Source organism: Eggerthella sp. (assembly GCF_048329335.1).
In the GTDB taxonomy this organism is placed as follows: domain Bacteria; phylum Actinomycetota; class Coriobacteriia; order Coriobacteriales; family Eggerthellaceae; genus Eggerthella; species Eggerthella lenta.
On the sequence record NZ_DBFEGU010000380.1, the window covers coordinates 1 to 3,865 of the forward strand.

A 3,865-nucleotide genomic window follows, 5' to 3' on the forward strand; every position below is an offset into this window, starting at 1 on the left:
GATGCGGTGATGACCGGCGTGGAGACGCGCAGCTCGAGCCCCGTGCGCATCGTGCGCGACGACGCGCTGCAAGCGCGGGTGGAAGGCGCGCCCGACGACGCGCCCGAAAGCGGCCTCTACCCCTGCGGCGAGGGCGCGGGCTATGCCGGCGGCATCATGAGCGCCGCCTGCGACGGCCTGCGCGTGGCCCGCGTCCTCGCGGACGCGTTCGAATCGCGCTAGATCCGCGTTGGAATCCTGTCGAATCCGCGTTGGAAACGAAGGCTGCTTTCGTGGAAACCGCGTTGGATTCGCGTCGGATCCGCATAAGGTTCCGTGGTGCTTTTCGCTAGATCTGCGCCATCGAAACGTGAGACGGGCCCTCTATACTAAGAACGTGGAGCAGGTGCGCTGAGGATGCTATAGTGAGGGAGGCCGTCATGGGATCGAGTGTTCTTTTGGATCGAGAGGGGCAAGCGATGGATGTGAAAGAGGCTGCGAAGAAGGCAGCGGCTTACACGGCGGATATGGAAACGCTCACGAAGCCGGATGAGAAAGCCTTGTTTCTCAGCGGATCGGGATTCGCCATCGAATCGACGCGTTTCGACGATTCGCATAATTGCTGGGAGATCGGCGTCGGATTCGTCCGCGAGATCGACCGCCGGAGCAATGCGAACGGCATGGTGTTCGGCAACCAAGAGCCTCTTCGTGACTTGCGCACGTACAAGACGGTGACGATCTCGGACGATAGCGGCGAAGTCGTCTCGTACGAGTAACGGGCGTCATGAAAGGGATCATCGACGCAAACCTGCTGCTCGTACTCGTGGTGGGTTTGAACGATCCTCGGTTGCTGGGACGAAAGAAGCATGTCGCTGAATACTGCAAGGAGGACTTCGACGTTCTTTGCGGTGTTCTGAACGATTTCGATCGCTTGCTGGTCACACCCAACATCATAACCGAGTGTTCGAATCTGATTTGCGGAAAAGACGGGCATGGGGCAAATTCCAGTGAAGCGACCATCCTCGCCGAGCTGCTTGATGAAGGAGCCGTCTACCGCCTCGACGAGCGATATGTCGAGAGCGTCGTAGCGGCGAATCGAAACGAGTATCGCTATTTGGGCGTCGGGGACTGCTCGCTTCTGCACCTCGTTGATGCGCAGCATGCCGTCGTGACGGCGGACGGTGCCTTGGCTCGTGCAGCGCAGTCCATAAACCACGCTTCGGTCAACTTCAACCATGTTCGAACAGGCGCACTGTTGTACTGATCGCTAGAACTCGATGCCGCGGCGGGCGAGGACGCCCTCCTCGTAGTAGTGCTTCACTTCGCGCATCTCGGTGACGAGGTCGGCGACGGCTGTGAGCGTGTCGCTTGCTCCGCGGCCCGTGACGACGAGCTCAACGTTCTCGGGCCGTTCGAGCACGAGGTCCACCAGCGCGTCGGGCCCGAAATAGCCCAGGCTGTCGGCGACGTTCGCCTCGTCGAGCACCACCACGTCGTACGCGCCGCTCAGCATCATGTCGCGCGCGACGGCCAGGCCCCGCTTCGCCGCCTGCGCGTCCGCCGTCGCATCGGGTGCGCTCAACTCGTCGCCCGTTCCGAACTGTTCGCACGCAATGAGATCGCCGAACAGGCGAAACGCGTCGAGCTCGCCGGTGGGGCCGCACTTCATGAACTGGCAGAAGCACACGCGCAGGTTTGCGGCAGCGGCCCGCATCGCCAATCCGACGGCAGCCGTGGTCTTGCCCTTGCCGTCGCCGGTGTACACCTGCACGTATCCCTGCTCCATCGTCATGCTCCCAGCTCCCGTTCCCAATCGAAGTCCTCGGGCGGCGCCATGGGCAGCGTCGGGTCGTCGGCGTCGTCCATGCGGCCGTCCCACAGGCAGGCGCCCATGTCCACGTGCGCATCGTCGGCGAACGCGACCCCTTCCGCTTCCAGCATCTCGCGCTGAACCTCGGGGCCTCCGAAGGCGAACCCCTTGCACAGGCCCCCGTCCTTGAACACCACGCGGTGGCAGGGGATGCTGTTGACCTCGGCTCCCGGCTCGGGGTTCGCGCGCAGCGCATATCCCACGTAGCGCGCCGACCGCGGCGCTCCGATGAGCCGCCCCACTTGCCCGTACGTGGCCACCTTCCCGCGCGGTATGCGCCGCACCACCTCGAACACCCTGTCGGAGAAATCCCCCATGCCTTCTTCGCTCCTCGCTTCCGCCCGTCGTTTCGCTTCAGTATACGGCAACCTTGTACGGCGCGTGAGCCTTGCGCGCCGCCGTTGACGCTTGTCTGGCGCGAGCACGAAACGAACAGACGATTGCGGGTTCCCTTTTCCTACGATCCCCCTTATGATTGAGGCACGGCTGTTCCTCGAGAACCGCCCCCGCTTCTTTCGCACGGGAGGTAGTAGATGGATCCGATCAGCAACCGTCGTCCGGGGGGCTCGGATGGCGCCGAGCCTTTGAGCGCTCAGTCGAGCGCCTTCGATGCAATTGGGAGCTTTCCAAGGCCAACCGATCTCGTCGACGCCGAGGCGCTCGCCGACATGCGGGCGTTCAACGATCTCAAGGCGAAGCGCAAGAAGCAGCGCAAACGCAAGATCGTCGTGGGCATCGTGTCCGCGGTGGCGGTGCTCGCCGTGGCGGGCGGCGCGTTCGCCTGGTATTCCGCCGATCAGGCGGCCAAGGCGCTGGAGAATATGGCGCCGCAGACGGCCTTCGTCGAGCAGGGCACGTTCGTCGAAACGGTGTCGGCTTCCGGCAACCTGCAGCCCGTCGCCTCGGTGAGCGCCACGTCCGAGGTTGACGGTATCGTGGGGGAGGTGCTGGTAGCCGAAGGCGATGCGGTGGCCGAGGGCCAGACGCTGTTCACGGTGGTCAACGACGATCTGGACAAGGCCGTGAAGCAGGCTGCCCAGGGCATCGAAGAGGCCAAAAACGGCGTCGCCCAGGCTCAGAACGCTGTGAACGACGCCTACCATGCCAAGTCCGCCGGCCAACAGGCGGCGGCTCGGGCTCAGGAGCAGGCGCAGGCCGCCGCCGCAGCCGCCAAGGAAGCGGGCGCGGCAACACCGGCTTCCGACGCGTCGGGCGCCTCCTTCGACGAGGCCGGCGCCGATTCCGCCATCCGCAACGCCGAGCTGGCGCTCAGCAGCGCGAACCTGGCGCTGCAGAACGCCCAGAGCGCCTATGACGAGGCCGTCGCGCGCGCCGCCAAGCGCACCGTCACGGCCTCCATCGCCGGCAGCGTCGTCGCGGTGAACATCGAGCCCGGCAAGGCGCTCGGGGCCACGGCGAGCGCCGCGACCTCGCCCGTGCAGATCGCCGACCTGTCGCAGATGACCGTCTCCATCAACGTGAACGAGATCGACATCCTGAAGATCACCGCCGATCAGACCGCCGAGGTCACGTTCACCGCCGCCCCCGACCTCACGCTGCCCGCCACCGTGGTGAGCATCGCCACCACGTCGGCCGGCTCCGGCGATGCGTCGGGCGGCGCCATGTACGGCGGCATGGGCGGTGCCGTCACGTACGCGGTGAAGCTGCTCATCGCCGAGCCCGACCCGCGCCTCAAGCCCGGCATGACCGCCAAGGCCACCATCACCACGACCACCATCGAGAACGCGCTCATGGTGCCCATCTCGGCCGTGCAGTCCGACGGCGCGGGCGGCAGCTTCGTGATGGTGCTCACCGACCCCGAGACGCAGGAGATGGACGCGCGCACGGTGGAGGTCGTCGCGTCCGACGGCCTCACGTCCGTCGTGAAGGGCCAGGTGAAAGCCGGCGACGAGGTGGTCGTCGGCGGAGGCATGGGCGGCGCGGTGGACGGCATGGGCATGGCGGGCGACGGCGGGATGGCCGCGGTCGACGCCGGCGGCAGCGTCATGGTGGGGT

The 3,865-nt window shown here is 65.7% G+C and carries 5 protein-coding genes and 1 pseudogene; 4 read left to right on the top strand and 2 right to left on the bottom strand.

Annotation, left to right across the window (positions count from 1 at the left end):
* From ACMO6A_RS11795 to ACMO6A_RS11805, 3 genes and pseudogenes are all read left to right on the top strand, one after another.
* Positions 1–222: pseudogene (locus ACMO6A_RS11795) on the top strand (FAD-dependent oxidoreductase); the annotation flags it as partial.
* 236 nt (positions 223–458) lie between these two features.
* Positions 459–755 (top strand): hypothetical protein, encoded by a 297-nt coding sequence (locus tag ACMO6A_RS11800; RefSeq protein WP_009304848.1) that lies wholly within the window; start codon positions 459–461, stop codon positions 753–755.
* A gap of 8 nt (positions 756–763) precedes the next feature.
* Positions 764–1,243 (top strand): hypothetical protein, encoded by a 480-nt coding sequence (locus tag ACMO6A_RS11805; RefSeq protein WP_009304847.1) that lies wholly within the window; start codon positions 764–766, stop codon positions 1,241–1,243.
* 3 nt (positions 1,244–1,246) lie between these two features.
* Here ACMO6A_RS11805 and ACMO6A_RS11810 read toward each other — a convergent pair whose 3' ends face one another.
* Together ACMO6A_RS11810 and ACMO6A_RS11815 are read right to left on the bottom strand one after the other, a co-directional pair.
* On the bottom strand, positions 1,247–1,771 hold the full coding sequence (locus ACMO6A_RS11810) for a cob(I)yrinic acid a,c-diamide adenosyltransferase (protein WP_009608901.1): 525 nt from the start codon (positions 1,769–1,771) through the stop codon (positions 1,247–1,249).
* Entirely contained in the window at positions 1,768–2,166 is a 399-nt protein-coding gene (locus ACMO6A_RS11815; RefSeq protein WP_009304845.1) for an MGMT family protein, read from the bottom strand. The genes ACMO6A_RS11810 and ACMO6A_RS11815 overlap by 4 nt, the downstream gene beginning before the upstream one ends.
* A gap of 216 nt (positions 2,167–2,382) precedes the next feature.
* On the opposite strand from ACMO6A_RS11815, the gene ACMO6A_RS11820 reads away from it, so the two are divergent.
* A partial coding sequence (locus ACMO6A_RS11820; protein ID WP_418471314.1) for an efflux RND transporter periplasmic adaptor subunit occupies positions 2,383–3,865 on the top strand: 1,483 nt, incomplete at its 3' end.